The organism is Burkholderia sp. BCC1644 (assembly GCF_902833225.1).
Taxonomy (GTDB): domain Bacteria; phylum Pseudomonadota; class Gammaproteobacteria; order Burkholderiales; family Burkholderiaceae; genus Burkholderia.
On sequence record NZ_CADFEI010000004.1, the window covers coordinates 1 to 25,863 of the forward strand.

Annotated in this window: 28 protein-coding genes; 15 read left to right on the plus strand and 13 right to left on the minus strand. The window is 66.7% G+C overall.

Annotated elements, in window-relative coordinates:
* A partial coding sequence (locus tag HWX87_RS08785; protein ID WP_176046795.1) for an acyl-CoA dehydrogenase C-terminal domain-containing protein occupies nt 1–252 on the plus strand: 252 nt, incomplete at its 5' end.
* Between the two features lie 93 nt (nt 253–345).
* Here HWX87_RS08785 and HWX87_RS08790 read toward each other — a convergent pair.
* Complete coding sequence (locus HWX87_RS08790; RefSeq protein ID WP_176046796.1) at nt 346–1,632, minus strand: D-amino acid dehydrogenase; 1,287 nt, start codon at nt 1,630–1,632, stop codon at nt 346–348.
* A 145-nt stretch (nt 1,633–1,777) separates the two neighbouring features.
* Between HWX87_RS08790 and HWX87_RS08795 the strand changes: the two genes are divergently transcribed.
* A complete protein-coding gene (locus tag HWX87_RS08795) occupies nt 1,778–2,266 on the plus strand; it encodes an Lrp/AsnC ligand binding domain-containing protein (RefSeq protein ID WP_176046797.1) in 489 nt (162 codons plus the stop codon).
* A gap of 90 nt (nt 2,267–2,356) precedes the next feature.
* Nucleotides 2,357–3,535, plus strand: coding sequence for a PA0069 family radical SAM protein (locus tag HWX87_RS08800; RefSeq protein ID WP_176046798.1), 1,179 nt, complete (start codon nt 2,357–2,359; stop codon nt 3,533–3,535).
* A gap of 64 nt (nt 3,536–3,599) precedes the next feature.
* Here HWX87_RS08800 and HWX87_RS08805 read toward each other — a convergent pair whose 3' ends face one another.
* Complete coding sequence (locus tag HWX87_RS08805) at nt 3,600–4,067, minus strand: TM2 domain-containing protein (RefSeq protein WP_176046799.1); 468 nt, start codon at nt 4,065–4,067, stop codon at nt 3,600–3,602.
* Nucleotides 4,068–4,176: 109 nt separating this feature from the next.
* Entirely contained in the window at nt 4,177–5,316 is a 1,140-nt protein-coding gene (locus HWX87_RS08810; RefSeq protein ID WP_176046800.1) for a PQQ-dependent sugar dehydrogenase, read from the minus strand.
* Nucleotides 5,317–5,468: 152 nt separating this feature from the next.
* Between HWX87_RS08810 and rpsP the strand changes: the two genes are divergently transcribed.
* The 6 genes from rpsP to HWX87_RS08840 all read left to right on the plus strand — a co-directional run bounded on the left by rpsP (nt 5,469) and on the right by HWX87_RS08840 (nt 9,598).
* Nucleotides 5,469–5,723, plus strand: coding sequence for a 30S ribosomal protein S16 (gene rpsP, locus HWX87_RS08815; protein ID WP_006476550.1), 255 nt, complete (start codon nt 5,469–5,471; stop codon nt 5,721–5,723).
* A gap of 42 nt (nt 5,724–5,765) precedes the next feature.
* On the plus strand, nt 5,766–6,443 hold the full coding sequence (gene rimM, locus HWX87_RS08820) for a ribosome maturation factor RimM (protein ID WP_176046801.1): 678 nt from the start codon (nt 5,766–5,768) through the stop codon (nt 6,441–6,443).
* A 1-nt stretch (nt 6,444) separates the two neighbouring features.
* Nucleotides 6,445–7,239 carry a tRNA (guanosine(37)-N1)-methyltransferase TrmD gene (gene trmD, locus HWX87_RS08825; protein ID WP_043181891.1) on the plus strand — a complete coding sequence of 265 codons (795 nt, stop codon included), beginning with the start codon at nt 6,445–6,447 and terminating at the stop codon, nt 7,237–7,239.
* A 133-nt stretch (nt 7,240–7,372) separates the two neighbouring features.
* Nucleotides 7,373–7,765, plus strand: coding sequence for a 50S ribosomal protein L19 (gene rplS, locus HWX87_RS08830; RefSeq protein WP_174915607.1), 393 nt, complete (start codon nt 7,373–7,375; stop codon nt 7,763–7,765).
* Nucleotides 7,766–7,852: 87 nt separating this feature from the next.
* A complete protein-coding gene (locus tag HWX87_RS08835; RefSeq protein ID WP_176046802.1) occupies nt 7,853–8,539 on the plus strand; it encodes a CoA pyrophosphatase in 687 nt (228 codons plus the stop codon).
* A 120-nt stretch (nt 8,540–8,659) separates the two neighbouring features.
* Nucleotides 8,660–9,598: a CobD/CbiB family protein gene (locus HWX87_RS08840; protein ID WP_176046803.1), complete on the plus strand. Its 939-nt coding sequence runs from the start codon at nt 8,660–8,662 to the stop codon at nt 9,596–9,598.
* Nucleotides 9,599–9,661: 63 nt separating this feature from the next.
* On the opposite strand, the gene HWX87_RS08845 is transcribed toward HWX87_RS08840, so the two are convergent.
* The 3 genes from HWX87_RS08845 to HWX87_RS08855 all read right to left on the minus strand — a co-directional run bounded on the left by HWX87_RS08845 (nt 9,662) and on the right by HWX87_RS08855 (nt 12,240).
* Nucleotides 9,662–9,979 (minus strand): DUF2007 domain-containing protein, encoded by a 318-nt coding sequence (locus HWX87_RS08845; RefSeq protein WP_176046804.1) that lies wholly within the window; start codon nt 9,977–9,979, stop codon nt 9,662–9,664.
* A gap of 63 nt (nt 9,980–10,042) precedes the next feature.
* Nucleotides 10,043–10,984, minus strand: coding sequence for a ribosome small subunit-dependent GTPase A (gene rsgA, locus HWX87_RS08850; RefSeq protein ID WP_176046805.1), 942 nt, complete (start codon nt 10,982–10,984; stop codon nt 10,043–10,045).
* Complete coding sequence (locus HWX87_RS08855) at nt 10,981–12,240, minus strand: M48 family metallopeptidase (protein ID WP_176046806.1); 1,260 nt, start codon at nt 12,238–12,240, stop codon at nt 10,981–10,983. Before HWX87_RS08855 ends, rsgA begins: the two co-directional genes overlap by 4 nt.
* A 117-nt stretch (nt 12,241–12,357) precedes the next feature.
* Here HWX87_RS08855 and orn point away from each other — a divergent pair, with 117 nt between their 5' ends.
* A complete protein-coding gene (orn, locus tag HWX87_RS08860; protein WP_057928086.1) occupies nt 12,358–12,978 on the plus strand; it encodes an oligoribonuclease in 621 nt (206 codons plus the stop codon).
* A gap of 34 nt (nt 12,979–13,012) precedes the next feature.
* Here orn and mog read toward each other — a convergent pair whose 3' ends face one another.
* Nucleotides 13,013–13,621 carry a molybdopterin adenylyltransferase gene (mog, locus tag HWX87_RS08865; RefSeq protein WP_176046807.1) on the minus strand — a complete coding sequence of 203 codons (609 nt, stop codon included), beginning with the start codon at nt 13,619–13,621 and terminating at the stop codon, nt 13,013–13,015.
* Entirely contained in the window at nt 13,605–14,207 is a 603-nt protein-coding gene (yjgA, locus tag HWX87_RS08870; protein WP_279612956.1) for a ribosome biogenesis factor YjgA, read from the minus strand. The genes mog and yjgA overlap by 17 nt, the downstream gene beginning before the upstream one ends.
* A gap of 127 nt (nt 14,208–14,334) precedes the next feature.
* On the opposite strand from yjgA, the gene pmbA reads away from it, so the two are divergent.
* Nucleotides 14,335–15,705, plus strand: a complete 1,371-nt coding sequence (pmbA, locus tag HWX87_RS08875) for a metalloprotease PmbA (protein ID WP_176046809.1) — start codon at nt 14,335–14,337, stop codon at nt 15,703–15,705.
* Nucleotides 15,706–15,796: 91 nt separating this feature from the next.
* Here pmbA and HWX87_RS08880 read toward each other — a convergent pair whose 3' ends face one another.
* Entirely contained in the window at nt 15,797–16,297 is a 501-nt protein-coding gene (locus tag HWX87_RS08880) for a dihydrofolate reductase (RefSeq protein WP_176046810.1), read from the minus strand.
* Between the two features lie 261 nt (nt 16,298–16,558).
* Nucleotides 16,559–16,885, minus strand: a complete 327-nt coding sequence (locus tag HWX87_RS08885; RefSeq protein ID WP_176046811.1) for a hypothetical protein — start codon at nt 16,883–16,885, stop codon at nt 16,559–16,561.
* 504 nt (nt 16,886–17,389) lie between these two features.
* On the opposite strand from HWX87_RS08885, the gene HWX87_RS08890 reads away from it, so the two are divergent.
* Together HWX87_RS08890 and HWX87_RS08895 are read left to right on the plus strand one after the other, a co-directional pair.
* Nucleotides 17,390–18,787, plus strand: coding sequence for a sigma-54 dependent transcriptional regulator (locus HWX87_RS08890; protein WP_176046812.1), 1,398 nt, complete (start codon nt 17,390–17,392; stop codon nt 18,785–18,787).
* A gap of 41 nt (nt 18,788–18,828) precedes the next feature.
* On the plus strand, nt 18,829–19,800 hold the full coding sequence (locus HWX87_RS08895) for a thymidylate synthase (protein WP_176046813.1): 972 nt from the start codon (nt 18,829–18,831) through the stop codon (nt 19,798–19,800).
* Nucleotides 19,801–19,902: 102 nt separating this feature from the next.
* Here HWX87_RS08895 and HWX87_RS08900 read toward each other — a convergent pair whose 3' ends face one another.
* Nucleotides 19,903–22,509, minus strand: a complete 2,607-nt coding sequence (locus tag HWX87_RS08900) for a DUF6600 domain-containing protein (RefSeq protein WP_244137646.1) — start codon at nt 22,507–22,509, stop codon at nt 19,903–19,905.
* Between the two features lie 150 nt (nt 22,510–22,659).
* Entirely contained in the window at nt 22,660–23,367 is a 708-nt protein-coding gene (locus HWX87_RS08905; protein WP_176046814.1) for a helix-turn-helix transcriptional regulator, read from the minus strand.
* A gap of 184 nt (nt 23,368–23,551) precedes the next feature.
* Here HWX87_RS08905 and HWX87_RS08910 point away from each other — a divergent pair, with 184 nt between their 5' ends.
* Complete coding sequence (locus tag HWX87_RS08910) at nt 23,552–23,695, plus strand: hypothetical protein (protein ID WP_176046794.1); 144 nt, start codon at nt 23,552–23,554, stop codon at nt 23,693–23,695.
* Nucleotides 23,696–23,825: 130 nt separating this feature from the next.
* Complete coding sequence (locus HWX87_RS08915; protein ID WP_012328135.1) at nt 23,826–24,338, plus strand: acyl-CoA thioesterase; 513 nt, start codon at nt 23,826–23,828, stop codon at nt 24,336–24,338.
* A 46-nt stretch (nt 24,339–24,384) separates the two neighbouring features.
* Here HWX87_RS08915 and fumC read toward each other — a convergent pair whose 3' ends face one another.
* Complete coding sequence (gene fumC, locus HWX87_RS08920) at nt 24,385–25,779, minus strand: class II fumarate hydratase (protein WP_176046815.1); 1,395 nt, start codon at nt 25,777–25,779, stop codon at nt 24,385–24,387.
* Nucleotides 25,780–25,863: the final 84 nt, after the last annotated feature.

Below are 25,863 nucleotides of genomic sequence, written 5' to 3' on the forward strand. Positions count from 1 at the left end.
AACGCGGTGTTCGCGGGCAGCGTGCCGTACCTGAAGCTGGCGGGCGTGGTGCTGTGCGGTTGGCAGATGGCGCGCGCGCTGGTGGCGGCGCAGGCGAACCGCGCGAGCGACCCGGCGTTCTTCGACGCGAAGATCGCGATCGCGCAATGCTATGCGGAGCACATTCTCGTGCAGGCCGGAGCGCTCGAAGCGTCGATCGTCGGCACGAAGGGCAACGAGGGCGTGCTCGCGTTGACGGAAGACCAGTTCTGACCGCGCGCAACACTATCGCGAAATGAAAAAAGGCGCCCCGAGGGGCGCCTTTCTGTTTGAAACCGACCGGCCCGCGTTGCAGGCCGTCGCGGCTTACGCGTAGGCCGGGCGCGTCTGGCCGGGCACGTCCTTCAGGTAGCGATGCACCGACAGGTCGTCGGCCTGGATCGCGGGCATCTTGCCCGAGATCAGGTCCGCGAGCAGCTGGCCCGAGCCGCACGACATCGTCCAACCGAGCGTGCCGTGGCCGGTGTTCAGGAACAGGTTCGACACCGGCGTGCGGCCGACGATCGGCGTGCCGTCCGGCGTCATCGGGCGCAGGCCCGTCCAGAACGTGGCCTTCGACGTGTCGCCGCCGCCCGGGAACAGGTCGTTCACGCACATTTCGAGCGTTTCGCGACGCGCGGCGCGCAGCTTCTTGTCGAAGCCGACGATTTCCGCCATGCCGCCGACGCGGATGCGCTGGTCGAAACGCGTGATCGCGATCTTGTAGGTTTCGTCGAGCACGGTCGACACGGGCGCGGCCGCTTCGTTGACGATCGGCGCGGTGATCGAATAGCCCTTCAGCGGATAGACGGGGATCTTCATCAGGTTCGAGATGAAGTTCGTCGAATACGAGCCGAGCGCGACGACGTACGCGTCGGCACGCACCGTCTCGCTGCCGCACTGCACGCCGGCGATCTTGCCGCCCGCGATCGCGAGCGCGTCGATCGGCGTGTTGTAGCGGAACTTGACGCCGAGCGATTCGGCGAGCGCGGCAAGGCGCGTCGTGAACAGCTGGCAGTCGCCCGTTTCGTCGCCCGGCAGGCGCAGGCCGCCCGTCAGCTTGTGCGAGACGGCCGCGAGCGCCGGTTCGGCATGCTTCAGCTCGGCCGGCGACAGCAGTTCGAACGGCACGTTCGCTTCCTGCAGCACGGCGATGTCCTTCGCCGCGCCGTCGAGCTGCTGCTGCGTGCGGAACAGCTGCAGCGTGCCGCCCGTGCGGCCTTCGTATTCGATACCGGTATCGGCGCGCAGCGCCTGCAGGCAGTCGCGGCTGTATTCGGCGAGGCGGACCATGCGGCCCTTGTTGACTGCATAGCGCTCGGCCGTGCAGTTGCGCAGCATCTGGTACATCCACTGGAGCTGGAAGCGCGTGCCGTCGAGGCGGATCGCGAGCGGCGCATGCTTTTCGAACATCCACTTGACGGCCTTCAGCGGCACGCCGGGCGCGGCCCACGGTGCGGCATAGCCGGGCGAGATCTGGCCTGCATTCGCGAAGCTCGTCTCGAGCGCCGGGCCGGCTTCCCGGTCGATCACGGTGACTTCATGGCCCGCGCGTGCAAGGTAATACGCGCTTGCCACGCCCACCACACCACTGCCCAGAATGACGACTCGCATAGCTGCTCCAGATGGAAGGGACCAGGTCGAGGCGGGGCGCATGTGCGGCTCCGTGTAACCTCTAGCTGATCTAGTTTTTTGCGCTATGGTATTGTCGAATGTGCAGGTTTTGTTATCGTATTTTTCAGGTTTTCAGCATAAACAAATGAGAACGCAACGTCAGCCCGTACGCTCGCTCGACAAGCTCGACCGGCGCATCCTGAAACTGCTCCAGGACGACGGCCGGATGGCGATGAAGGACCTCGCGGAACAGGTCGGACTGACCGTCACGCCGTGCATCGAGCGTGTGCGGCGCATGGAGCGGGATGGCGTGATCACCGGCTATCACGCGCGCGTCGATCCCCACCAGCTGGGGGCCTCGCTGCTGGTGTTCGTCGAGATCACGCTCGGCCACAAGGGCGGCAACATGTTCGAGCAATTCCGCCGGGAAGTGATGAAGATCGACGAGGTGCTCGAATGCCATCTCGTGTCCGGTGATTTCGACTACCTGATCAAGGCGCGGATCGGCGAGATGGCCGACTACCGGAAGCTGCTCGGCGACATCCTGCTGCAGTTGCCGGGCGCCGTGCAGTCGAAGAGCTACGTCGTGATGGAAGAAATCAAGGAAACGCTGACGATCGCCGTCGATGAGTGACGCGCCGGCGGCCCGTTGTCGGACCCCGTATCCCGCTCTTGGCACGCTGCGCCCAATACTGTATAAATGTACAGTATTGGGCGCAGGCGAATGGGTGGGCACATGGACGATCGATCCGACAACGAATTTCCGGTAGCGCCGCCCGTGCCCCGCAAGGGGCGCGGGGCGGTCGACAACCTGCCGGGGCGGTATGAAATCGCGCAGCGCGAAGCGGTCGACGACGGCTGGACGCACGAGTCGGATGATGCCGACTTCCCCGCGCCGCTGCGCACGCAGGTGTTCGAGGAGCGCGCGAAGAGCATCCTGACGCGCAACCAGTCGCCCGATATTCCGTTCAGCGTATCGCTCAATCCGTATCGCGGCTGCGAGCACGGTTGCATCTACTGCTTCGCGCGGCCGACGCACAGCTATCTCGGCCTGTCGCCGGGGCTCGATTTCGAAAGCCGCATCTACGCGAAGGTCAACGCGGCCGAGCTGCTCGAGCGCGAGATTTCGCGCAAGCGCTACGTGCCGGAGCCGATCGCGCTCGGCGTCAACACCGACGCGTACCAGCCGGTCGAGCGCGACCTGCGCATCACGCGCAGCGTGATCCAGGTGATGCACGATCGCGGGTTGCCGTTCGCGGCGATCACGAAGTCGTCGCTGATCGAGCGCGATCTCGACCTGCTCGCGCCGATGGCCGAGCGCGGGCAGGTGATGGCGGCGGTCACGATCACGACACTCGATGCCGATCTCGCTCGCACGCTCGAGCCACGCGCGGCCACGCCGGCGCGGCGGCTGCGCACGATCCGCGCGCTGCGCGATGCAGGCGTGCCGGTCGGCGTGAGCATTGCGCCAGTGATCCCGTTCGTGACCGAGCCCGACATGGAGCGCGTGCTCGAAGCGTGCGTGGAAGCCGGGGCGACGCATGCGAGCTACATCATCCTGCGGCTGCCGTGGGAGGTCTCGCCGCTGTTCAAGAACTGGCTCGCCGCGCATTTTCCCGATCGTGCGGAGCGCGTGATGAACCGCGTGCGCGACATGCGCGGCGGCAAGGACTACGACTCGGATTTCTCGAAACGGATGAAGGGCGAGGGGATCTGGGCCGATCTGTTGCGGCAGCGCTTTCGCCAGGCCGTCAAGCGGCTCGGGCTGAACGAGCGCACGAATGGCATTCTCGATCTGTCGCAGTTTAGCGGTGCGCCGGCCACGGTTGCGCCGGCGCCGCGTGTTGCCGTGCGTTCGGTCGGCGCGAAGCCGCGCGACGACATGCAGTTGAACCTGTTCTGACACGCGAACAACGCTGTCGCGTGTCGGCACCGGGCGCAAGGCGCCGGTGCCGTGTTCGTTGCGCTTACTGCGAAATCTGCTTCGCGGCTTCGACCTGCGATTCGAAATACGTCTGGAACGACAGCGCGAGTGCGGTCATCAGCAGGAACGCGCCGATCAGCAGCGAGAAGATCACGACGAAGATCACGGTCCAGCCCGACTTGCTGTGCTTGCCGGTGTCCGCGTTGAATTGCGCATCCCATTTCTCGTCGGGGCGCAGCCCGTAGACGAGTGCGGCGAGGAATGCCGCCAGCAGCGAGATCGCGCCGGGTAGCGCGAGCCACCAGCCGAGGCCGGCACTGCGTTGGGTCGCCGCGAGCAGAAGGAAGCCCGGGATGCCGACGATCGTCGCAAGGAGGTGTGCCCAGCCGTACACGTCGCGAATGCCATACAGATAGAAGCGGTGCGCGCCGAGCGATCCGAACAGGAACGCGAGGGCGGCGGTGAGCGTCTTGGAGCGGAAGCGGCGGGACGGTGCGGTGCTGCTGGACATGGATGGCGGCGTATTGTCGTTGGCATGGGCGGCCGGCGGGCCGGCGCGGGCGCGCGGCCCGGCACGCATTCTACGATGCTCGGTCAGGCCCGGTCACCCCTTGCCTGCGTCAAGGTGCCGCATAGGTCACGCGGTAGATGGCGCCGGCGTAATCATCGCTGACGAGCAGCGAGCCGTCCGGTAGCGGCAGTACGTCGGCCGGGCGTCCCCATACCGCGCCGTCGGGCCGCAGCCAGCCCGTGACGAATGGCGTCTGGCGCGCCTGGCTGCCATCCGCCGACACGACCACACGCATCACGCGGTAGCCGACCTTCGTGCTGCGGTTCCACGAGCCGTGTTCGGCAATGAACGCGTTATTGCGATACGACGCCGGAAACATCGGCCCGGTATAGAAGCGCATGCCGAGCGCGGCAACGTGCGCGCCGAGCTTCAATACGGGCGGTACGTAGCGGCGGCACACGTCGGCACTGCCGAATTCGGGGTCGGGCGTATCGCCGCCATGACAATAAGGAAAGCCGAAGTCGAGCCCGGCGCGCGGGGCACGGTTCAGCTTGTCGTCGGGCACGTCGTCGCCCATCATGTCGCGCCCGTTGTCGGTAAACCACAGCTCGCCCGAATCGGGGTGCCATGCGAAGCCGACCGTATTGCGCACGCCGCGTGCGACTACCTCGTTTCCGCTGCCGTCCGGCTTCATCCGCGCGATGATCGCGTAGCGGCTGCGATCGGCGAGACAGACGTTGCACGGTGCGCCGGTCGGCACGTACAGCTTGCCGTCGGGGCCGAACGCGATGAATTTCCACCCGTGATGGTGTTCGGTCGGCAGCGCGTCGGTCACGACGACGGGGGCGGGCGGGTTGGCGAGCCGGTCGTCGACATGATCGACGCGCAGGATGCGCGATACGGCGGATATATAGAGGGCGCCATCGCGGTAGGCGACGCCGACGGGCATGTCGAGCCCGGACGCGATCACGTAGCGCGCGCCGATCCGGCCCTCGTGCATCACGAACGCATGCACGCGGCCTTCCCGTGTGCCGACATACAGGATGCCGCGCGGCGACCAGGCCATTTCGCGCGCGGCCGGTACTGCGTCGGTCAGGATTTCCACGTGGAAGCCGGGCGGGACGACGAGTTCGCTCACCGGCAACGGCGCGGCAAACACCGGTGCGGACGCGAGGCAGGCAAGGCCGGCAAGCAGCGCCGTGAAACGGTGCTGCGCGCGGCGCGTCGAGGCGGCGCGAAGGGGCGGCATGACGGTGGGGAACGTCCTGGACACGACGATTGTATGCCTGCCCGACAGGCCGTCCGCGGATTTTTTGCGCGTAAGTGTTTGTTGTACCTCTGGTTTCCGGCTATAATCGCGTGTTTCAGTAGTTTCGAACCCGGTTTTCCGAAGGACATCATATGGTTATCATCCGTCTGGCTCGTGGCGGCTCGAAGAAGCGCCCGTTCTACAACATCGTCGCTACCGATTCGCGCAACCGTCGTGACGGCCGCTTCATCGAGCGCGTCGGCTTCTACAACCCGGTCGCCACGAAGGGCGAATCGCTGCGTATCGCTCAGGATCGCCTGACGTACTGGCAAGGCGTGGGCGCGCAACTGTCGCCGACCGTCCAGCGTCTCGTGAAGGAAGCGCAAAAGGCGCAACCGGCTGCCTAACATGGCACGGTGTGCCGGTCGTGCCGGCTGTGAGGTGCATTGATGGCGGGTCACGATTCCGGTAATGCAAGGCGCGGGCGTGCGTCGTTTGGCGCATTCGTCCGCAAGCCGGTCGAGCGCGACGTTGTCGCGAGCGCCGGTGAGGCTGCCGAGCAAGGTGGTCTCGAAGCGACGCAAGCCTGGCCCGACGATGCCGTCGAGGTCGGGGCGGTAGTCGACGCCTATGGCCTGAAGGGCTGGGTCAAGGTGGCGGCACACGCCGACGCCGGTCGCGGCGGCGATGCGCTGCTCAAGGCGCGGCGCTGGTGGCTGGAGCGCGGCGCGGAGCGGCTTTCCGTCCGCATCATGCAGTCGAAGACGCACAGCGACACTGTCGTTGCGCAACTCGAGGGCGTGAGCGACCGCGATGCCGCGCTGGCCATGCGCGGCTTTCGCGTGTTCGTGCGTCGGGAAGATTTCCCGGCATTGGCCGCGGACGAATTCTATTGGGTCGACCTGATCGGTCTCGACGTCGTCAACGAGCAATCGGTGGCGCTCGGGAAGGTGAGCGGGATGATCGACAATGGCGTGCATTCGATCATGCGTGTCGAGTATCCGGCGACTGGCAAAGACGGTCAGCCGACCACCGACGAGCGGTTGATTCCGTTCGTCGGCGTATACGTCAAAACGGTGGACCAGGCGGCGCGTCGCATCGTCGTCGACTGGGAAGCCGATTACTGAAATGAACCAGGTTACCGAGAGCGCGGTGCAGTTCGACGTCGTCACGCTCTTCCCCGAGATGTTCCGTGCACTGACCGACTGGGGGATCACCAGCCGGGCCGTCAAGCAAGGGCGCTTCGGGTTGCGCACCTGGAACCCGCGTGATTTCACGACGGATAACTACCGCACGGTCGACGATCGTCCGTACGGCGGCGGTCCGGGCATGGTGATGCTGGCCAGGCCGCTCGAAGCCGCGATCGATGCCGCGAAAGCGGCGCAGGCGGAACAGGGCATCGCGAGCACGCGTGTCGTGATGATGTCGCCGCAAGGTGCACCGCTCACGCACGATCGCGCGGTGCGGATGGCGCAGGAACCCGGTGTCGTCGTGCTGTGTGGTCGCTATGAAGCGATCGACCAGCGCCTGCTCGATCGGTGCGTCGACGAGGAAATCAGCCTCGGCGATTTTGTCCTGTCCGGCGGAGAGTTGCCGGCGATGGCGATGATGGATGCCGTCGTGCGGTTGCTGCCCGGCGTGCTGAACGATTCGCTGTCGGCCGTGCAGGACAGTTTCGCCGACGGGCTGCTCGATTGTCCGCACTACACGCGCCCGGAGGAATACGATGGCGTGCGCGTGCCGGACGTGCTGCTCGGCGGGCATCATGCCGAGATCGAGCGGTGGCGGCGGCAGGAAGCATTGCGGAATACGTTGCGGAAGCGGCCGGACCTGATCGTCCGGGCGCGCCGCGAGAAGTTGTTGAGCCGTGCCGACGAGGCGTGGCTTGCGAACCTCGCACGCGAAGCGAAGAACGCCTCCTGAGGCGGCTGCGCGGGCGGGAATTGGCGGTGCCGTGCATGCGTGTGCGGTGCCTGATGTGAATCCATCCTCTATCGGGGCCAGGCCTGGAAGCAGGCGGGTGCCAACGCCGACACGATGGCATAAGGAGTCAGTCATGAATCTGATCGAAAAACTTGAGCAGGAAGAAATCGAGCGCGCGCTCGCCGGCAAGACGATCCCCGAATTCGCCCCGGGCGACACGGTGATCGTGAACGTGAACGTGGTTGAAGGTACCCGCAAGCGCGTTCAGGCTTACGAAGGCGTCGTGATCGCGATTCGCAGCCGTGGTCTGAACTCGAACTTCATCGTCCGCAAGATCTCGTCGGGCGAAGGCGTCGAGCGTACGTTCCAGACGTACTCGCCGCTGCTGGCAAGCATCGTCGTGAAGCGTCGCGGTGATGTGCGTCGTGCGAAGCTGTACTACCTGCGCGAGCGTTCGGGCAAGTCGGCTCGTATCAAGGAAAAGCTGGTGTCGAAGGATCGCGCCGCAGCAGCTTCCCAAGAGTAAGAGCTGTAAGGAAAAAGCACCCACCCGGGTGCTTTTTTCATTCTGGCGCGACAATATGCTCGATACGACACGAACCCGAGAGCCCCATTGAATCGCCGCCCCATCATCGATCCCGAAGTCCTGCCGGTCGAAGGCACCGGTGCCGGCCTGCCTGTTATCGATCCCCGGCTGATGACGCCGTCCGGCTTGCGCGAACGTTTCGCGCGCACGCTCGAATGGAGTGTCGAGCCCGGCGAGGCGAGGCTTCAGGAGGGCGTCGATCCGCGTAGCGCGGCCGTCCTCATGCCGCTCGTCGTCCGCGAGCCGGGCCTGACCGTGCTGCTGACCCAGCGCGCCGACCACCTGAACGACCATGCAGGGCAGATCAGCTTCCCAGGCGGCCGTCGCGAGCCGTTCGATCGCGATGCAACGGCCACCGCGTTGCGCGAGGCGAAGGAAGAGATCGGGCTGGCCGACGAACGTGTCGAGATTCTCGGTGCGCTGCCCGACTACCTGACCGGCACGGGCTTCTGCGTGGCGCCGGTGGTCGGCCTCGTGCATCCGCCGTTCACCGTGCAGGCCGATACGTTCGAAGTCGCCGAGATTTTCGAAGTGCCGCTCGCGTTCCTGATGAATCCAGCAAACCACCAGGTCCGCGTGTTCCGTTGGGAAGGCGGCGAGCGTCGTTTTTTTGCGATGCCCTATCCGAATGGCGAACCGGGCGGGCATTACTTCATCTGGGGCGCAACTGCCGGCATGTTTCGCAATCTCTACCGCTTCTTGGCCGCCGGCTAGGCGCATGCACCGGCCGGCGCGCGCGGCCGGCCGCCGGGCGACCGCGCCGGCAGCCATGCGGGGCTTACGCTGTGCTATCGTTATGCGAAAAATGACATAACTCCGAAGACGGCGCCACGCATGACTTTCTTTTCGGTTCTCCTCGCACTCATCATCGAACAGGTCCGCGCGTTATCACCGAGCAATCCGGTGTTTGCGTTGTTCCAGTTTCATGCGGAAACCGTTGCGCATGGCCTCGACGCCGGCAAGCAGAAGCACGGCATCCTCGCATGGCTCGCGGTCGTGCTGCCGTGGGTGCTGATCGTCGCGCTGATCTATTTCCTGCTGTACAAGGTGAGCTTCGTGCTCGCGTTCCTGTGGAACGTCGTCGTCGTGTATTTCACGCTCGGCTTCCGCCAGTTCAGCCATTACTTCACCGATATCCACCTCGCGCTCAACAACGACGACGTGCCGCGTGCGCGCGAAATCCTCCATGAGTGGACGGGCATCGATACGGTCGACATGCCGGTCGGCGAAATCGTCCGCCATACGCTGATTCACGCGGTTGTCGCATCGCATCGCCACGTGTTCGGCGTGTTCTTCTGGTATGTGCTGCCGATCGGCCCGGCCGGTGCCGTGCTGTACCGGATTTCCGAATATCTCGCGCGCAGCTGGTCGACGCCGGGCGACGACCGCACGGCCGCGTTCTCGACGTTCGCGCAGCGCGCGTTCTTCGTGATCGACTGGATTCCCGCGCGACTGACCGCACTCGGCTTCGCGATCGTCGGCAATTTCGAGGATGCGATCTACGCTTGGCGCAATCACACGCGCCAGTGGCCCGATCCGAACGACGGCGTGCTGCTGGCAGCCGGCAGCGGGGCGCTCGGCGCACGTCTCGCGGGGCCGCTTGCGGAACCGTCGAGCCTCGATGCGCTGGCGGTCGGCGACAGCGGTCCGTTGACGGTCGGCGACGATTGCACGCCGCGTACGCTGCAATCGGCGGTCGGCCTCGTCTGGCGCGCGGTGATCCTGTGGATGATCCTGCTGCTGATGCTGACGCTTGCCGTCTGGGTGTCGTAACGAAGCAGTGCAGGATTCGATGAAAGAAAAGGCCGGCTCGATGCCGGCCTTTTTGCTGTGGGGTCAATCGTCGCGCGGGTCGCGCACGGCACCGCACTGCCAGCACGCGGTGAATTGCGCTTCAAGCGCTTCGCCGCACTGCCGGCAACGCCATGGTGCTGCGCCGGCCGACGGCCCGTGCGATGCGGCATCGAGGAGCCGGCGCGCGAGTGCGTCGTCGCGTTCGTCGTCGAGCCACAGCTCGGGCGAGCACGCATCGGCCGGCAGGCCGCCGAGCGCGCCCGTCGCGTAGCAGTTGTGCAGCTCGCAACCGATGCCGGCCACCCGAAGCACGTTGGCCCAATGCTGCGCGGTCGCGAGATTGGGTGCCTTGAAGCGCATCGCGGCTCCTGTCGGTGAAGGCCGGCCCGCAGCGTGCCGGCCGGCGCCGCGCGCATGTCGCGCTTAGCGGACGATCTGGCTCGCCTCGTGCACGAGCTGCGCGTACAGCGCATGCCGCGTCGGCCCGATGCGGCCGTCGGCGACGGCTTCGAGAATCGCGCAGCCGGGCTCGTGCAGATGATGACAATTATAGAAACGGCAGTCCGCGAGCAGCGGCCGGAACTCCGGAAACGCACGTTCGAGACGGCCTTCCGTCAAGTGGTAGAGGCCGAATTCCTGGAAGCCGGGCGAATCGATCAGTGCACCGCCGCCTTCCAGCGGGTAGAGGCGCGTGAACGTCGTCGTGTGGCGGCCACTGTTGAGCGCGGCCGAGATCTCGCGCGTCGCGGCTTCGGCATCGGGAACGAGCAGGTTCACCAGCGTCGACTTGCCCATCCCGGACTGGCCGAGCAGGATCGTCGAATGACCGGCGAGGCGCGGCATCAGTTGCGCGCGCGCGTCGTCGGGTGAGCCCTTCACCGACAGCTCGAGTACGTCGTAGCCGAGTGCGCGGTATGGCGCGAGGCGTTCGCGCGCGACCGGCAGCGCGGCCTCGACGTCGATCTTGTTCAGCACGACCAGCGGCTTCAGCTCGTTCGCCTCGGCGGCGATCAGCGCGCGGCCGAGCAGGTCCTCGCTGAAATAGGGCTCGGTCGCGAGCACGATCAGCAACTGGTCGAGGTTGGCCGCGAACAGCTTCGACTTGAACTGGTCGGAGCGGTACAGCAGGTTGCGCCGTTCGCCGATCTCGACGATCACGCCCTGGTCGGCCGAGGCGAGTTCGTACACGACGCGGTCGCCGACCGCGATGTCGCTCTTCTTGCCGCGCGGGAAGCACTGCAGCATCGGACCGCCGTCGTCGGGCGCGACGATATAGTGGCGCCCGTGCGCCGCGATCACGCGGCCTTCGACCCGTTGCGCGCTCGACGCGCGCGGGGCCGGCTTGCGGGAAGTCGGGCGGCTCATGCGTGTTGCAGCAGGCGGTCGATCCGCTGCGAAGCAGGCGGATGCGAGTAGTAGAAGGCCGTGTAGACGGGGTCGGGCGTCAGCGTCGACGCGTTGTCCTCGTAGAGTTTCACGAGCGCACTGACGAGATCCTGTGCGTCGGTCTGGCTGGCCGCGAACGCGTCGGCCTCGAATTCGTGCTTGCGCGACGTGAGGCTGCTGAACGGCGTCGCGAAGAACAGGAATACCGGAATCGCGAGGAAGAACAGCACGAGCGCGGCGCCGGCGTTGCTGGTGTCGAGCGACGGTATGACGCCGAGCCCGGTATAGAACCACGTGCGTTGCGCGAGCCAGCCGAGCAGCGCGAGCAGCAGGAGGCTCAGCACGAACGACACGAGCATCCGTTTCATCACGTGGCGGCGCTTGAAATGGCCGAGTTCGTGCGCGAGCACGGCCTCGATTTCCTGGCCGGACAGGCGCGCGAGCAGCGTGTCGAAGAACACGATGCGCTTCGATGCACCGAAGCCCGTGAAGTACGCGTTGCCGTGCGCGGAGCGGCGGCTGCCGTCCATCACGAACAGTCCCTTTGCCGCGAAGCCGCAGCGCTTCATCAGCGACTCGATGCGCGAGCGCAGCACGTCGTCCTTCAGCGGCTCGAATTTGTTGAAGATCGGTGCGATGAAGGTCGGGTAGATCAGCAGCACGAGCATCTGGAACGCGACCCAGACGATCCAGGTCCACAGCCACCACAGGCTGCCGGCCTGGTTCATCAGCCACAGCACGACGAACAGCAGCGGCAGGCCGAGCGCGGCGCCGAGCAGCGAGTTTTTCAGCATGTCGGTGAAAAACAGCCGTTTCGTCATCCGGTTGAAGCCGAACCGCTGCTCGATCCCGAACTGGCGGTAGTACTCGAACGGGACGTCGATCACGCTCGTGATCACGAGCACCGCGGCGACGAGCGCGACCTGCTGCCCGTAGCCGCGGCCGAGCCAGCCGGTCAGCAGCGTGTCGAGCGCGCCGACGCCGCCGAGCAGCGTCAGGCCGACCAGCACGGCCGCACTGACGACGATCTCGAGCATCGTCAGCCGGGTGCGCTCGACCGTATAGTCGGCCGCACGCTGGTGGGCGGTCAGCGGGATGGTCGCGCTGAACTGCGCGGGCACGCCGTTGCGGTGCGCCGCGACGAAGCGGATCTGCCGCGACGCGAGCCACAGCTTGGTGACGACCATCGCGAGTACGGCGATCGCGAACAGCAGGGTGAACGAAAAGGGTGACATCGAAGGCGCCAAAGGGTTCTATGCGAGAATTATATGTTCTTGCGGACCGGCCCCGCTGATGCGATGCCGGCCGTCCGGGCGGCGCCGCGCGCCGTCCGCCATTTTCCAGGATGATTCATGACCGATACCGCCGCTTCCGCCAGCCAGCCCGCGCTCGTGCGCAACGAGTTGAACCTCGTCTGGCTCGATATGGAGATGACGGGCCTCGACCCGGATAACGACCGCATCATCGAGATCGCGGTCGTCGTGACCAATTCCACGCTCGATATCGCGGTCGAAGGCCCCGTGTTCGCGATCCACCAGAGCGACGAAACGCTTGCGAAGATGGACGACTGGAACAAGTCGACGCACGGCCGCTCGGGCCTGATCGACCGCGTGCGCGCATCGACCGTGACCGAGGCGGACGCCGCCGCGCAACTGCAGGCGTTCCTCGCGCAGTACGTGTCGCCCGGCAAGTCGCCGATGTGCGGCAACTCGATCTGCCAGGACCGCCGCTTCATGGCGCGCTGGATGCCGGAATTCGAGCGGTTCTTCCACTACCGCAATCTCGACGTCAGCACGCTCAAGGAGCTGTGCCGCCGCTGGCAGCCCGCGATCTACAAGGGTTTCCAGAAGCGTGCGATGCATACGGCGCTCGCGGACATCCACGAGTCGATCGACGAGCTGAAGTACTACCGCGAGCATTTCCTGATTCCGGCCGCGTCGGCGCCGGCAGGCGAGTCCGCGCCGGCCGCCTGAGCGGGCCGGCACGCGTTCGGCGCCCGGCAAGCGCTCAGCGCCGCGCGCTTTTCGGCCGGAACGCCGCGACCACCGCGGCGTCGGTCTCGATGTACGGGCCGCCGATCAGGTCGATGCAGTAGGGCACCGCGGCGAAGATGCCGGGCACGGTCGACTTGCCGTCGGCGTCGCGCAGCCCTTCGAGCGTTTCCCGGATCGACTTCGGCTGGCCGGGCAGGTTGATGATCAGCGCCGCATGGTCGGCCGTCTCGCGGATCACCGCGACCTGCCGCGACAGGATCGCGGTCGGCACGAAATTCAGGCTGATCTGCCGCATCTGCTCGCCAAATCCCGGCATTTCCTTCGTCGCCACGGCCAGCGTGGCCTCGGGCGTCACGTCACGGCGCGCGGGGCCCGTGCCGCCGGTCGTCAGCACGAGGTCGCACCCCGCGACGTCGACGAGCTCGGCGAGCGTGGCGGAGATCGTGGGCGCATCGTCCTGGATCAGGCGCGTTTCGGCGCGCCACGGCGAGACCAGCGTACCGGCGAGCCATTCCTGCAGTGCCGGAATACCCTTGTCTTCGTAGACACCCGTGCTCGCGCGGTCGCTGATCGACACGAGGCCGACGATCAGCTCGTCCGGGTGATTACGCTTCGTCGTCATGGTCGTCTTCGGTGTCGTCCGGCGCGTCGTCAGCCGCGTCGGGCGTGCCGCTCGAGGTCTTGATCCACTGGAACAACTCGCGGAAATAGCGCGGCGGCTTGCCTTGCTGCGCTTCCTTGCGGGCGTTGCGGATCAGCGTGCGGCCTTCCTGGATGTCTGCGTCCGGGTGCTGGCGCAGGAATTCGGTCAGCGCGTCGTCGCTGGCGAGCAACTGGTCGCGCGTACGCTCGATCCAGTGCAGGCGGGCCGTCGCGGCCTTGTTCACGCCGCGTTGCGCGTCGAGCGCGGTGCGCAGCGCGGCCGTTTCGTCGTCGGTCAGCGAGCGCATCACGCGGCCGACGTACTGGAGCTGGCGGCGCTTGCCTTCGTGATCGGTGATCCGGCGTGCCTCACGGACGGCGTCCGCAAGGCTTTCGGGCATCGGCATGCGCTTGAGGGCGTCTTTCGGCAGATCGACGAGCGCCTGGCCGAGCACCTGCAACTCGTGCATCTCGCGCTTCAACTGGGATTTGCTGGGGCGATCGTAGCCGTTGTCGTCGTCTTCGACGGCATGCTCGATCGGCTGGATTCGGGTTTTGCGTGTCATGGGCGGCATTGTATCGCGGCGCGGACACCCCAAGCTTGTCTGTGTCCGGCCCCGGACCTTGCTATGATCGCGGGATACGCAACATTTTGACCATGCGGGCGCCCGCCCGCCACCGGATACCAAGACGATGGCAGCCAATCTCGACGTACAAGCGCGCTATTTCCCGCACACGCAGGACCAGCTCAAAGAAATCGCGTCGGACATCCTTCGCCATGCGAAGGCACTCGGCGCGTCGGACGCCGCGACCGAAATCTCCGAAGGCGACGGCCTGTCGGTGTCGGTGCGCCGCGGCGAAGTCGAAACGATCGAGCACAACCGCGACAAGATGGTCGGCGTGACCGTGTTCATCGGCAAGAAGCGCGGCAACGCAAGCACGTCCGATTTCTCGCCGGCCGCGATCAAGGATACCGTCGCGGCCGCGTACAACATCGCACGCTTCACGGCCGAGGATGAAGCAGCCGGCCTCGCCGAGTCCGAGCTGCTCGAAACCGACCCGCGCGACCTCGATCTGTACCACCCGTGGGCGCTGACGGCCGACGAGGCCGTCGAGCTGGCCCGCCGTTCGGAAGATGCCGCATTCGCGGTCAGCCCGCAGATCCGCAATTCGGAAGGCGCGAGCGTGTCGGCGCAGCATTCGCAGTTCGTGCTTGCGACGTCGCGCGGCTTCCTGTCCGGCTACCCGTACTCGCGCCACTACATCGCCTGCGCGCCGATCGCGGGCAGCGGCCGTCACATGCAGCGCGACGACTGGTATTCGTCGAAGCGCAGCGCGATCGATCTCGCGGCACCCGAAGCGGTCGGCCGTTACGCGGCCGAGCGCGCACTCGCGCGGATGGGGGCACGCCGTCTCGACACCCGCAAGGTGCCCGTGCTGTTCGAGGCGCCGCTCGCGGCCGGCCTGCTCGGCGCATTCGTGCAGGCCGTGAGCGGCGGCGCGCTGTACCGCAAGACGTCGTTCCTCGTCGACAGCCTCGGCAAGCCGGTGTTCGCACCGCATATCCAGGTCGTCGAGGATCCGCACGTACCGCGCGCGATGGGCAGCGCACCGTTCGACGAGGAAGGCGTGCGTACGCGCGCGCGCAGCGTCGTGAAGGACGGTGTCGTCGAAGGCTACTTCCTGTCGACGTATTCGGCACGCAAGCTCGGCACGCAGACCACCGGTAACGCGGGCGGTTCGCACAACCTCGCGCTGCGCAGCTCGAACACGCAGGCGGGAGACGACTTCGAAGCAATGCTGAAGAAGCTCGGCACGGGCCTGCTGCTGACCGAGCTGATGGGGCAGGGCGTGAACTACGTGACGGGCGACTATTCGCGCGGCGCGGCAGGTTTCTGGGTGGAGAACGGCGTGATCCAGTATCCGGTCGAGGAAATCACCGTCGCGAGCACGCTGCAGGAAATGTTCCGGCACATCGTCGCGATCGGTGCCGATTCGATCGTGCGCGGCACGAAGGAAACGGGCTCGGTGCTGATCGAGCAGATGACGATCGCAGGGCAGTAAGCGACGCGCGGCGTCAGCCGCGATCCAACGAAAAAGCCCGACCGGCGCAAGCCGGTCGGGCTTTTTTCATCGTGCGTGACTGCGAAGCGCGTCAGCCGCGCTTGCGCGCGTAGACGACGAACGCATAGCCGAACGTGTTCGGCGCGGCAGCCTGGTGCGCATCGCGCGACACTTCCTGCCAGTGTGCGGCGTCGGGTGCGGGGAACGACGCATCGCCGTCGAAGTCGGCATCGATCTCGGTGACGACCAGCTTGTCGGCGAGCGTGAGGCCTTCCGCATAGAGTTGCGCACCGCCGATCAGGAATGCCTCGGGCACGCCGTCGTGCGCGGCGAGCGTCAGCGCATCGGCGAGCGACGTGACCGTGTCGCAGCCGTCGAAGCGCCGCGCTGCGTCGCGCGTGACGACGATATTGCGGCGGCCGGGCAGCGGCCGGCCGATCGATTCGTGGGTCTTGCGGCCCATCACGATCGGCGCGCCCATCGTCGTGCGCTTGAAGAACGCGAGATCCTCGGGAAGTTTCCAGGGCAACTGGTTGTCGCGGCCGATGATGCCGTTGCGGGCACGCGCGACGATCAGGGTCAACGTCGTCATGAAGGTCGGGGAAGAGGAAAACCGGAATGGCGCCGATTCTACCGGAACGGCGGCGCGCATCGGCTTTCGCGTGCTGCGCGCCGCGACGCTCGAGGCATTGCGTCGCGGCGACGGACCGAATAAAAAGAGTGCCCGCCGGGGGACGGAGCACAAAACCTTTTCGTGTTGCGGGAGCGGCGATGTCGGCACGGATCGGTGCCGTCCGGCCTGCTCGAATCGTCAAATCAATACGCAATCCTTATTGAATGGGCCGGCGCACGCTCACTGGCGCGTATTGCTCTGCGCATGGCCTTCCATTGCGTGCTGCGCGTCACCGGATTGCGGTACCGGAAGCGGCATCGGGAGTTGGGGCGGTGGCGGGATCTCGTCCCACAGCGTGACGGTCGCCTTGCCGGTTGGCAGCGGTTGCGGTGCCGACACGGTCACGATGCCGAAACCGTTGCCGTGCTGCAGGCTCGGTGCGTTTTCGGCCAGCAGTATCGCGCGATCCGGTTTTGCGATTTCATCCGCGCGGGCCGGCGCAGGCGGGCCGGCGGCCGAGAGCGCAAGCGCTATCGGCACGAAAGAAAGTAAAAGATGTTTGCGCATGGTTGCTGTCTCCGGTCGTTTACGTATTCAGCGAAATACATGCCACCGTGCCGGGACCGTTGTCGCGACGGCGATTCGCGCTCAAGCGTTGCGAATTGTGGCCGAAAAAGCCTGAAAATGTTTCAGGCCTGAAACGAGGGGGCTTGGGAATACTGCGGATTCAATCGATACGCTTCAAGGATGAAAATCGGCCCGTGTGTTGATGAATGAACACTTCGCTGCGCATGTGCTATGTGCAGATGATTGACTTGCATCGACCTCCTGAGCGATCGGGCCGCATCGCCGTCGGCGCTGAAACGGGTTTGTCGTATTCGGTGCCTATAACTAAGCTGTCTTGACCAAAATATAACTGGACGCAAGATAAGCGCCATCATGCGAGGCTTTGTCGTTGCCGAGCATCGGCATGGCGAATCGAGCCACCTCTGGCTGACCCGATTCGATCCTTTTCGCACGAGACCTGACGTGCGCGGCAATCGTTAGACGGTTGATGAACGGGGTGAGCATATGGGAGCCGATCAGCGGCACGTGATCTACTATTCGCGCGAACCGAACGACGCGTTGCGCGGCCATTTCGACGAATGCGGCTGGCGCGTCGATCTCGCGGAGACCGTACGCGACGTACGGCGCGTCGTGCAGCACGGTGTGGCAACCGCCGGCCTGCTCGATTTCTCGCCGGGCTTCAAGCCCTCGGACCTGCGCGAACTCGAATCCTGCCTGAGCATCCAGCACATCGGCTGGATCGCCGCGACGCGTCGCGGCCAGTTGCAGGACGCGACGTTGCGCCATCTCATTCGCGACTATTGCTTCGACTATGTGACGATGCCGTACGAGACGTCGCGGATCGTCGAGACCGTCGGTCATGCGCACGGCATGGTCGCGCTGACCGAACCCGTTGCGCCGCCCGTCGGCGCCGGGCGCAGCGAAGGCGAGATGGTCGGTACCTGCGATGCGATGCTCGGGCTCTTCAGGACGATCCGCCGCGTCGCGGCGACCGATGCACCGGTGTTCATCTCCGGCGAATCGGGTACCGGCAAGGAACTGACGGCGGTCGCGATTCACGAGCGTTCGTCGCGCACGCAGGCGCCGTTCATCGCGATCAATTGCGGGGCGATTCCGTCGACGCTGCTGCAGGCCGAACTGTTCGGCTATGAGCGTGGCGCGTTCACCGGTGCGAACCAGCGCAAGATCGGCCGCGTCGAGGCCGCCAACGGCGGCACGCTGTTTCTCGACGAGATCGGCGATCTGCCGCTGGAAAGCCAGGCAAGCCTGCTGCGCTTCCTGCAGGAAGGCAAGATCGAGCGGCTCGGCGCGCATGTGTCGGTGCCCGTCGACGTGCGCGTGATCTGCGCGACGCACGTAGACATGGAAGTCGCGTTGCGCGAAGGGCGGTTCCGCGAGGACCTGTTCCATCGCCTGTGCGTGCTGAAGATCGAGGAGCCGCCGCTGCGCGCGCGCGGCAAGGACATCGAGGTGCTCGCGCGCCACATGCTCGAGCGTTTCAAGGGCGATGCACATCGCCGCCTGCGCGGTTTTTCGCCTGACGCGGTCGCGTCGCTGTACGGCTATTCGTGGCCGGGCAACGTGCGCGAGCTGATCAATCGCGTGCGCCGTGCGATCGTGATGTCGGAGGGCCGGATGATCACCGCGGCCGATCTCGAGCTGAACGACTTCGCGACGCTTGCGCCCGTGTCGCTGCTGGAGGCGCGGGAAGCGGCCGAGCGGCAGGCGATCGAGCAGGCGCTGCTGCGCCACCGCGGCCGTTTCGCGGATGCCGCGCGTGAGCTCGGCGTGTCGCGTGTCACGCTCTACCGGCTGATGTGCGCACACGGGATGCGCGATCGCGGCGACACGCTGGCAGGGTTTTCGGCGCCGTTGCCGGAGCTTCCTCACCACGCTTGCTAAAATTGGCGGGTACGGCCGCCCTCGCGGCCGAAGGAACCCGCATGAAACAGTATCTCGATCTCGTTCGTACCATTCTCGATACCGGCGCCTGGCAGGAGAACCGCACGGGGATCCGCACCATCAGCATGCCGGGCGCGATGCTCCGCTTCGACCTGCAGCAAGGCTTTCCGGCCGTGACGACCAAGAAGCTCGCGTTCAAGTCGGCGATCGGCGAACTGGTCGGTTTCCTGCGCGCGTCGCGCAGCGCGGCCGATTTCCGCGCGCTCGGCTGCAAGGTGTGGGACGCGAACGCGAACGAGAACGCGCAGTGGCTCGCGAACCCGTATCGCCAGGGCGTCGACGATCTCGGCGACGTGTACGGCGTGCAATGGCGCCAGTGGCCGGGCTACAAGGTGCTCGACGCGGGCGCCGACGCGCAGATCGCCGACGCGACGGGCCGCGGTTTCCGGATCGTCACGCGTTTCGACGAAGACGGCGCGCCGAAGGTGCTGCTGTACAAGGCGATCGACCAGCTGCGCCAGTGCCTGGACACGATCATGGAGAACCCGTCCGACCGCCGCATCCTGTTTCACGCGTGGAATCCGGCCGTGCTCGACCAGATCGCGCTGCCCGCGTGCCACCTGCTGTACCAGTTCCTGCCGAACGCGACGAAGCGCGAAATCTCGCTGTGCCTGTACATCCGCAGCAACGACGTCGGCCTCGGCACGCCGTTCAACCTGACGGAGGGGGCCGCGCTGCTGGCGCTCGTCGGCCGGCTGACGGGCTATACGCCGCGCTGGTTCACGTACTTCATCGGCGACGCGCACATCTACGAGAACCAGCTCGACATGCTGCAGCAGCAGCTCACGCGCGAGCCGTACGAAAGCCCGCGGCTCGAGATTGCCGAGCGCGTGCCTGAATACGCGAAGACGGGCGTTTATGCGCCCGAATGGCTCGAGAAGATCGAGCCGTTCGATTTCTCGCTGGTCGGTTATCGACACCATGAGCCGCTGACTGCGCCGATGGCGGTCTGAGCGCGCGGTACGCGTCGCGCGGTTTCATCGATCCGCGCTCCGCAGAAAAAAGGCCCGACCGGCTGAAACCGGTCGGGCCTTTTTGTTTCACGTTTGCGGCACTTACTGGCGATGCCGCTCTTCGTGACCGCCTTGCGGCGGCGGGCTGCTCGGGCGCGGCGCCTCGACGTGCGGTGCCGGTTGCGGCCGCGGTTCCATGCGCGGAGCGGGCATCGACGGGCGCGGTTCCATGCGTGGCGCCGGCTGCGGACGCGGTTCCATGCGAGGCGCGGGTTGGGGCCGAGGCTCCATGCGCGGCGCCTGCGGCTGCGGGCGCGGCATGTCGTGCACGGCAGGCGCCGGCGGCCGGTACTCGTTCACGCGCGGCGGTGCGATGTCGCGGTGCGGCGCCGGTTGCGCGAATTCGGGGCGCGGTTGCGGCGTCGGGGCGGCCCGTTCCGGTTGCGGCTGCGCGTGCTGGCCCGGCGTCTGGAAATCGGGGCGCGGTCGCGGCTGCGAAATCTGCGCCGTGTTGTCGATCCTCGGTTGCGGCAGCGCTCGTGGCGCTTCGTTCCGGCCGCCGGGCTGCATGCCTTGCGGCGTCAGTACGCCTTCCGGACGCGGCACGGCTGCGCTGCGCACGGGCGGCAGCGCATTCTGGCCCGCCGCGTGAAGCGCGGTCGGCGGGGTGGTGCGCTGACGTTCCATCGGTGTGTGCGGCTGCATCCACGCGGGTGACGGCGTCTCGGCTGCGTGTGCGCTGCCGATGCCCAGCGGCGTGTTGCTTGCGACCGGCGGATGCGGGACACCGTTGCCGGGCCCGAAGGCCTGATGCGGCGTCGCGTTGCCGGGTGCCTGCGGCATGCCGCCGTTGGCGAAATGCGGTGCGTTGGGCGGTTCGCCATTCGCCGGCCGCCCGGCAATCGGCCCGCCCGGCACCGGCGCACCCGGTGCACCCGTCCGTCCGGCCTGCACCGCGGGAGGCTGGCTTTCGCGCGGCGCGCGTGACGGCTGCACGACGGGGCCATGCGGATTCACGAGCTGCACGTTGTGCATCGCCCACGCGCCGCCGCTCGGGTTACCCGGCACGCGGACCGGGCGGGCCCGGTAATCGGCCGGCACGCTCGTCTTCACGACCGGCGCGCCTGCGCCCGGCACGCGCCCGCCTTGCTGGGCGAGATGGGCGGCTGCCTGGTCGCGATAGGCGGCCGGCACCGCAGGGTTGCGCGTTGCGACGTACGGATGCTGCGCGACCACCGCGGGCGGACGGTAGCTGGCATTGCGCAGCCCGCCGGTAAAGCTCTGCCGCACCGGCGCGATGCCGGGCGTGCCCGGCGTGACGTGCGCGTTGCGCCATTGCTGCGGATCGACGTGCTGCGAGAAGTGCGCGACCGGCTGGCCATGTACGAACGCAGAGGCCGGCACGGCCGTAATCGCGTGCGGCGCACGGAAGTTCACGTACGTCTTGTTGATGTTGGTGATATTGGTGATGTTCGTCACGTTCACGGTCTTGTTCACGTTCACGTTGACGTTGACGTTGTTCACCACGACGTTGCGGTTCACGCGGTCGTAGTAGTGCGGGCTCCAGCCACCCCAGCCCGGATGCCAGGGTTCGCCGGGGCCGAGCGCGAACCATGCGCAGCCGGCCGCGGCGACGCCGCCGACCGTGAGCGCGACGCTCCAGTCGGGACCGCCGCCACCGCCGACGAACGCGACGAGCGCCGGCGCATAGACCGGCGGCTGGCTGACGACCATCGGGCCGGGCACCCATGCCCAGCTGTCGTCCACGTACGCCCAGCGGCCGTAGTGATACGGCGCGAAGCCCCACGGTGCATCATCGACCCACGTCCAGCCCCACGGTGCCTGCCAGATCCAGTGGCCGTCGTGATACGGCGCCCAGTCGGCCGGCGTGTCGTTCGGTACCCAGACTGAGCCGTAATTCGGCGTTTCACGCCACGTGCCGTTCGCGTCGAGATCCTGGTAGCCGGGAACGTCACGCGACACATAGCGGGCCGACACCGAACGCTCCTCGGCCGCGTCGCGGCTGGCGGCCCACTGGTCGAGCGGGTCGGGGCCCGGTGCCGCCGATTGCTGCGCGACCTGCAGGTCGGTGCCCGTGAACACGACCTGCTGCCCGGGCGACAGCGGATACTGCCCGTTGCTGCCGTAGACGGTCGCGCTGCCGTTGCGCATCGTGACCGTCGTGCTCGCGCCGTTCGGCGCGACATCGACGCGATAGTCGCCGGGGCCGGTGATGCCGAGCGCGAGGTTCGGCGTGTCGATTTCGTACGATCCGCCATGCGGCAGATCGCGCACGTGCGTCGATACGGTGCCGAGGCCGACCTTCAACTGCGTCGTCGTGTCGTCGAGATTCAGCACCGACAGGCTCGTCGAATCGCCGAGCCGTACCGCGGTCGAGCCGATGTGCAGCTCCGAGCGGGCGCCGGCATCGTTCCAGAGCTGGTCGCCGGTCGTCAGCGGCCGGTTCACCGCCGCGTACGACCACGTATCGGTGCCGGCCGGCTCGGTCGTCACGGCGCCCGACAGGTAGTTGAGCCGCGCGACGCGGCCGGGCGGGTCGCCGCCCGGTTGCCGCGCGGCGGCCGCGTACGGCGGCGCATCGGCCGATTGCGCGAATGCGGGCGGCAGTGCCGCGAGCGCGGCGAACGCGAGCAACGTGTAGCGGGCGGTTCGCTTGAGCGTGAACAGGGTGGCCATGGTGAGCGTCATCGTCGTTATCGCGGCGCGTCGATTCGTGCCGATGAGTTCACAATATCCGCTTGGCCTGTTTCAATGCCCCATGTTTTGTAAGTCGGATGGCACGCGATGTAACAAAACCTGTCCATCGCGCGCCGTTGTCGTGCAGACGCAATCCAGGCGTCAAGCAGACGTAAGCCACCCGTCGAAAACCTGCTGGCCGGGCACGGTCACGCGCAACACGCGCGGTCGCGCGGAACGTTCGATCCAGCCGTTCGCACAGAAGCTCTCGAGCAGCGCCGCGCCGAGCGCGCCACCGAGATGCGAGCGCCGCTCGCTCCAGTCGAGGCAGCCGCATGCGAAGCGGCGCCGGCGCGTGCGCTGCTGCGCGACGTCGATGCCCCATTGGGCCAGCGCCTGCGTGCCGAGCTCGGTGGTCTCGATCGCGTCGCCGTCCGCGAGCAGCCAGCCGCGCGCGGTGAGCCCGTCGAAAATGCGGACGGCAAGTTCGCCGGCCATGTGGTCGTAGCAGGTGCGCGCGTAGCGCAGTTCGGCCGGTACCGTGCGCGTCGGCGGCGGAACCGGGCGGTGCGGCGCGGCCGCGCGGGCGACGTTTGCGAGCGCTTCGAGCGACGCTGCGATGTCGGCCGACGCGATGCGGTAGTAGCGGTGCCGGCCGCGCACGTCGAGCGCGAGCAGGCCACCTTCGGTCAGCCGCGCGAGGTGCGCGCTTGCCGCCGACGGCGACAGCCCCGCGATCATCGTCAGTTCACCGGCAGGTCGTGCGCTGCCGTCCATCAGCACCCACAGCATCGCGGCACGCCCGGGGTCCGCGATCAGTGCGCCGATGCGGCTCAGGCCCGGAAAGTGGTGGTCGTCTTGATCGGTCATCGTCGTCTCTCGTCAGGCGGGATGAGTTGCAGTGTAGTGGGTGCGGGGCATTCGATGTTTCGCATCTGGATGAAATGTCGGATGCGGCGGCGTTCCGTCGGCAGGCACGACTGCGGCCCGTTGCGGCGCGCGCGTAGAATGGCCGGACGCGGCGGCAGCGGGCCGCCGCATGTGACTCGACGCAATGATGAAGACGATTTTCTGTATGCTGGCCGCCGCGCTCGTCTGCGCGGCCTGTGCGCAGGGCGGCGCGGGCGCCGCCGGCGGGCAGGGCGGCAGTATCGAGATGTACGGGACGATCGACCAGGGCATCACGGTGCGCCGCTGACCGGCGCCGATCCGCGGCCTTGCCCGGTATGGCCGCCGCAGCCGCGTCATACGGGGCTTGCCGCGACGCGTTGCCGCAGCGCAACGTATAATGGCCCGATTACAGCGCCCCTGCCGCCTGGAGCCAAAAGATGTCCCAACCGTCCCCCGTGCCGGCCGCCCTCGACCGCACCGAAACCGTATTCCGCTTCCTCGCCGAGCCTTCGTCCGTGAACTTCGGCGGCAAGGTGCATGGCGGCGCGCTGATGAAGTGGATCGACGAGGTCGCGTATGCGTGCGCGGCCGTCTGGTCGAGCCGCTATTGCGTGACGGTCAGCGTCGGCAACATCCGTTTCCAGCGTCCGATCCTGGTCGGCAATCTGGTCGAGCTGAAAGCGCGCGTCGTGGCGACGGGCCGCACCAGCATGCACATCCATGTGTCCGTGCACGCAGGGGACCCGAAGGGCGGCGTGCTGCGCCAGACGACCGATTGCCTCGTCGTGTTCGTCGCGGTCGACGAGAACGGCAACCCGGTGCCGGTGCCGCCGTTCGTGCCCGAGACCGACGAGCAGAAGGTGCTCGCGAAATATGCGGCCGACGTGCGTGCCGCGCTCGACAAGATCGTCGAGATGAAACCGGAAGAAGTCGCGAAGGGCGCGGTCTGACCGCGACGGGCGCCGCGCTCGACGCGCCGCGCCCGCCATCCTGCCTTTACCGCGTCCCGATCATCTGCTCGGGGCGTACCCACGCATCGAATTCCGCCTCGGTCAGATAGCCGAGCGCGAGCGCGGCCGCCTTCAGCGTCGTGCCTTCCTTGTGCGCCTTCTTTGCAATCTGCGCGGACTTGTCGTAGCCGATGTGCGGATTGAGCGCCGTCACGAGCATCAGCGATTCGTTCAGCAACATGTCGATCCGTGAACGGTTCGGCTCGATGCCCACCGCGCAGTGATCGTTGAAGCTCTGCGCGCCGTCGGCGAGCAGCCGCACCGACTGCAGCACGTTGTGCGCGATCATCGGCCGGAACACGTTCAGCTCGAAATTGCCGCTCGCACCACCGACGTTGACCGCGACGTCGTTGCCGAACACCTGGCAGCACAGCATCGTCACGGCTTCCGACTGCGTCGGGTTCACCTTGCCCGGCATGATCGAGCTGCCCGGCTCGTTCTCCGGAATCGACAGTTCGCCGAGCCCGCAGCGCGGGCCGCTCGCGAGCCAGCGGACGTCGTTCGCGATCTTCATCAGGCCGGCCGCGACCGTCTTCAGCGCACCGTGCGCGAACACCAGCGCATCGGCGGCCGCCATCACCTCGAACTTGCTCGGCGCCGTCACGAACGGCAGCTTTGCGAGCCGGCCGATTTCGTCGGCGACGCGTACCGCGAACTCCGGATGCGCATTCAGCCCGGTGCCGACCGCGGTGCCGCCGAGCGCGAGTTCGTACAGGTGCGGCAGCGCTGATTCGACGTGACGGATGCTTTGGTCGAGCTGCGCGACGTAACCGGAAAACTCCTGGCCGAGCGTGAGCGGGGTGGCGTCCTGCAGGTGCGTGCGGCCGATCTTCACGATGTCGGCGAACGCCTTCGACTTCGCGTCGAGCGTCGCGCGCAGCGTGCGCAACGCCGGCAGCAGGTGGTTGACGATCGCGTAGGCGGCCGCGACGTGCATCGCGGTCGGGAACACGTCGTTCGACGACTGGCCGCGGTTCACGTCGTCGTTCGGGTGAACCTTGCGCGCTTCGCCGCGCTCGCCGCCCATCAGTTCGCTCGCGCGATTCGCGATCACCTCGTTGAGGTTCATGTTGGTCTGCGTGCCGGAGCCCGTCTGCCACACGGCGAGCGGGAATTCGCGCGGATGCTTGCCGGCGATGATCTCGTCGGCCGCGTCGATGATCGCGCGAGCCTTGTCGTCGGCGAGCACGCCGAGCGACTGGTTCACGGCCGCCGCCGCACGCTTGACGATCGCCAGCGCGTGGATCAGCTCGGGCGACTGCTTCTCGGTCGAGATCCGGAAATTCTGCAGCGAGCGCTCGGTTTGCGCGCCCCAAAGTCGGTCGGCCGGCACGGCGATTTCGCCGAACGTGTCGCGTTCCATCCGAACTGCTTCGTTCATGATGCACTCCTCCTGGAAAGGGGAAAGGCCGCGCGTCGTCGCGCGGCATCAGACGTATCGTGAGGCAGTCGCGCCGCTCGCGCG

Coding starts and splice junctions, on each gene's coding strand:
- HWX87_RS08790 (WP_176046796.1), bottom strand. CDS start 1,632: ATGCGAGTCGTCATTCTGGGCAGTGGTGTGGTGGGCGTGGCAAGCGCG.
- HWX87_RS08795 (WP_176046797.1), top strand. CDS start 1,778: ATGAGAACGCAACGTCAGCCCGTACGCTCGCTCGACAAGCTCGACCGG.
- HWX87_RS08800 (WP_176046798.1), top strand. CDS start 2,357: ATGGGTGGGCACATGGACGATCGATCCGACAACGAATTTCCGGTAGCG.
- HWX87_RS08805 (WP_176046799.1), bottom strand. CDS start 4,067: ATGTCCAGCAGCACCGCACCGTCCCGCCGCTTCCGCTCCAAGACGCTC.
- HWX87_RS08810 (WP_176046800.1), bottom strand. CDS start 5,316: ATGCCGCCCCTTCGCGCCGCCTCGACGCGCCGCGCGCAGCACCGTTTC.
- rpsP (WP_006476550.1), top strand. CDS start 5,469: ATGGTTATCATCCGTCTGGCTCGTGGCGGCTCGAAGAAGCGCCCGTTC.
- rimM (WP_176046801.1), top strand. CDS start 5,766: ATGGCGGGTCACGATTCCGGTAATGCAAGGCGCGGGCGTGCGTCGTTT.
- trmD (WP_043181891.1), top strand. CDS start 6,445: ATGAACCAGGTTACCGAGAGCGCGGTGCAGTTCGACGTCGTCACGCTC.
- rplS (WP_174915607.1), top strand. CDS start 7,373: ATGAATCTGATCGAAAAACTTGAGCAGGAAGAAATCGAGCGCGCGCTC.
- HWX87_RS08840 (WP_176046803.1), top strand. CDS start 8,660: ATGACTTTCTTTTCGGTTCTCCTCGCACTCATCATCGAACAGGTCCGC.
- HWX87_RS08845 (WP_176046804.1), bottom strand. CDS start 9,979: ATGCGCTTCAAGGCACCCAATCTCGCGACCGCGCAGCATTGGGCCAAC.
- rsgA (WP_176046805.1), bottom strand. CDS start 10,984: ATGAGCCGCCCGACTTCCCGCAAGCCGGCCCCGCGCGCGTCGAGCGCG.
- HWX87_RS08855 (WP_176046806.1), bottom strand. CDS start 12,240: ATGTCACCCTTTTCGTTCACCCTGCTGTTCGCGATCGCCGTACTCGCG.
- orn (WP_057928086.1), top strand. CDS start 12,358: ATGACCGATACCGCCGCTTCCGCCAGCCAGCCCGCGCTCGTGCGCAAC.
- mog (WP_176046807.1), bottom strand. CDS start 13,621: ATGACGACGAAGCGTAATCACCCGGACGAGCTGATCGTCGGCCTCGTG.
- yjgA (WP_279612956.1), bottom strand. CDS start 14,207: ATGACACGCAAAACCCGAATCCAGCCGATCGAGCATGCCGTCGAAGAC.
- pmbA (WP_176046809.1), top strand. CDS start 14,335: ATGGCAGCCAATCTCGACGTACAAGCGCGCTATTTCCCGCACACGCAG.
- HWX87_RS08880 (WP_176046810.1), bottom strand. CDS start 16,297: ATGACGACGTTGACCCTGATCGTCGCGCGTGCCCGCAACGGCATCATC.
- HWX87_RS08885 (WP_176046811.1), bottom strand. CDS start 16,885: ATGCGCAAACATCTTTTACTTTCTTTCGTGCCGATAGCGCTTGCGCTC.
- HWX87_RS08890 (WP_176046812.1), top strand. CDS start 17,390: ATGGGAGCCGATCAGCGGCACGTGATCTACTATTCGCGCGAACCGAAC.
- HWX87_RS08895 (WP_176046813.1), top strand. CDS start 18,829: ATGAAACAGTATCTCGATCTCGTTCGTACCATTCTCGATACCGGCGCC.
- HWX87_RS08900 (WP_244137646.1), bottom strand. CDS start 22,509: ATGACGCTCACCATGGCCACCCTGTTCACGCTCAAGCGAACCGCCCGC.
- HWX87_RS08905 (WP_176046814.1), bottom strand. CDS start 23,367: ATGACCGATCAAGACGACCACCACTTTCCGGGCCTGAGCCGCATCGGC.
- HWX87_RS08910 (WP_176046794.1), top strand. CDS start 23,552: ATGATGAAGACGATTTTCTGTATGCTGGCCGCCGCGCTCGTCTGCGCG.
- HWX87_RS08915 (WP_012328135.1), top strand. CDS start 23,826: ATGTCCCAACCGTCCCCCGTGCCGGCCGCCCTCGACCGCACCGAAACC.
- fumC (WP_176046815.1), bottom strand. CDS start 25,779: ATGAACGAAGCAGTTCGGATGGAACGCGACACGTTCGGCGAAATCGCC.